This is a genomic window from Rhodoferax sp. (assembly GCF_037143375.1).
Taxonomy (GTDB): Bacteria; Pseudomonadota; Gammaproteobacteria; order Burkholderiales; family Burkholderiaceae_C; genus Rhodoferax.
The window spans coordinates 1-2,421 of record NZ_JBAWYV010000274.1 but is presented as its reverse complement, the minus strand read 5'-3'; the positions used below and the strand labels follow the sequence as shown (position 1 = coordinate 2,421).

Here is a 2,421-nt window from a genome sequence, read left to right as displayed (position 1 = left end):
TGGCGCTGCGCAAGGACGGCACCGTGGTCCAATGGGGCCAGGCGAATGGGACGGTGCCAACTGGATTGGCCAACGTGACGGCGATTGCTTCGGGCACTAATTTCCAGCTTGCCCTGCTGAGCAATGCACCGGTGGTAGCGTGGGGTGCGAATGACGCGGGCCAAACCAACGTGCCAAACGGTCTTTCCAATGTGGTGGCGATTGCCGCCGGGGGGCGGCACGCCATGGCCCTTAAGACCGATGGCACGGTCACCGCCTGGGGCCAAACCAACTCCGCGCAATACACCGTGCCAGCAGGACTCAGCAATGTGCTATCCGTCGCCGCAGGATATGAGCACAGCCTGGCGCTCAAGAACGACGGGACGGTGGTGGCCTGGGGAGACGGCGCTTATGGGCAGACCAACCCCGTGCCCACACTAAGCGGCGTCAAAGCCATCGCTGCCGGCGGCCACCATAGCCTGGCGGTGATCTTTTCGCGGTTGGTTCAGTACCCAGTGGACGTGACCAAAGACCTACTGCTTATTTACAATACCAACTCCATGGACAGCTTCAACGTCTGTTCATACTACTTGCAACACCGGCCGATGGTGAGTGCCGCAAATGTAATGGGCATTAGTTTTTCGGGTATATTCGTTTCGATTGGCGGCGGCACAAACAACGGAGGTAATAATACCTTTGCCACCATTACCAACACGACCGTTTATGAAAGTGTGACCTCCAATGCCTTCACCAATCAGATTCTGACGCCGCTGCTAACTTGGCTGAACAAAAGTCCGACTAAGCGCCCACAATATGTGATCCTTTTCCTTGATGTTCCTTCACAGATAGACGACCGCGCTACAGTTGGTAGTAACTATCCGTTTTATACTGACGGCGAATGTCCCAGTGTTAGTGCTCAACTGGCGACGTCGCTCTCTGGCTGGAATCCATTCATCACGCATCTTAACATGAATGGCACAAATGACTGCTTCGCGTATATCAACAAACTCGCATCTATTGGAACTAACTACGCGCTGGCAAACCCAATCATTAGCGCAAGCGCCCGCCGGTATGGCGATACGCATTATTATTTTGATAACACGGGAAACTTGTTCATAACCACAAATGTATCAGGCTTGAATGCGAGCAATGCCGTGGCACAAGCAGGAGCGTTGCCTGCCGCCGTGATCTATACAAACGTCACTGATAACGGCCTGGCCTATCATCTCACAAATGGTATGAATGTAGCCGGTTACCTGTCTGAGGGTGTTCACAGTTCCCTAGGTTATAATTATGCTACCAATGGCTACGTTCAGTGGTCAGGCAATAGTGGTTGGTGGATAATCGAGACCGTCGAGTCATACAACGGGCAGCGATATCGGCTTGATCAAAGCAAGTTCACACAGTGGTTCGCACACAATGCTTTTGGTGGGACCGACTATTCCAACACACCTATTGGGGCTGTTTCCCATACTACCGAACCAGGGCAAAGTTGCGTTAACGACGCTGCTATCTACTTTGGCTTGTGGCAGTCTGGAAAGAACTTCGGGATGTGTGCATGGACATCAAGGCTTACGCCACATTTCCAGGCGGTTGGTGACCCGCTGGTAGTAAGGTAACAGGCTGATAACACCATGAATACTATCCGAACGCGAGTTTTAGCTGGGGTAATTATTACTTTCTGCCAGGCTGCGTACCCACAGGGCTTCATCAACTTGGGCTTCGAGGCCGCCACTATTGTCCGGGACCCTTCAGGCCTCTACCCCGCTGCTGTTTATGCCAGCAGTGCAATCCCAGGGTGGACTCCGACGAGTATTCTGGGATCGAAAGATATTCTATATAATGATGTTTTCCTCGGTGCCACAGGGGTGTCTATTTTTGACAGGAGCGGGTCCTTTCCAGTTATTAACGGCGCCTTCAGTATTCAGCTATACGGAGGAACAGGAGTTGCGACGGGTGCTTCCATTAGCCAAACATCGTTGGTGCCTGTTGATGCCGTGTCTATTCTGTTCAAGGCCCAGTATGGTAATGGAGGAATTCCGGTAGGAACGCTGCTGGTTTCACTGGGTGGGCAGAATATACCTTTCTCTGCTATCTCCACAGGGCCCAACTACAGCTTGTATGGCGGCGATGTTTCGGCTTTTGCTGGTCAAATGGAACAACTGATGTTCACGGCACCGCCAGGGGCCAATAATTACTGGGAGTTGGATGACATCCAGTTCTCGCCTCAGTCAATTCCCGAGCCAAGCGTCCTTGGCTTGTCTGCTCTTGGCGCTTTCCTGCTTGGCTGGCGTCTTCTGGGGCGGCGGCGATGAGCGTTCAACGTCCAGCGGGGAAAACGCTCAGACCGGAGATTAGGCTGCGGTAAACAATAAAGGTAGCAACTTAACCTTGGCCGTCCGGCGCAACCACATAGTTCCAGTCTCCATGGAACTTGTTGCG

1 protein-coding gene and 1 pseudogene are annotated in these 2,421 nt (G+C 52.9%); both read left to right on the top strand.

Going from position 1 to position 2,421, the window contains the following annotated elements:
- Positions 1-1,598, top strand: a pseudogene (locus WCG50_RS18900) (hypothetical protein); the annotation flags it as partial.
- Positions 1,599-1,613: 15 nt separating this feature from the next.
- The gene (locus WCG50_RS18895; RefSeq protein WP_336901143.1) at positions 1,614-2,294 is read left to right on the top strand and encodes a hypothetical protein; all 681 of its coding nucleotides are present in this window, start codon (positions 1,614-1,616) and stop codon (positions 2,292-2,294) included.
- Positions 2,295-2,421 lie beyond the last annotated feature (127 nt).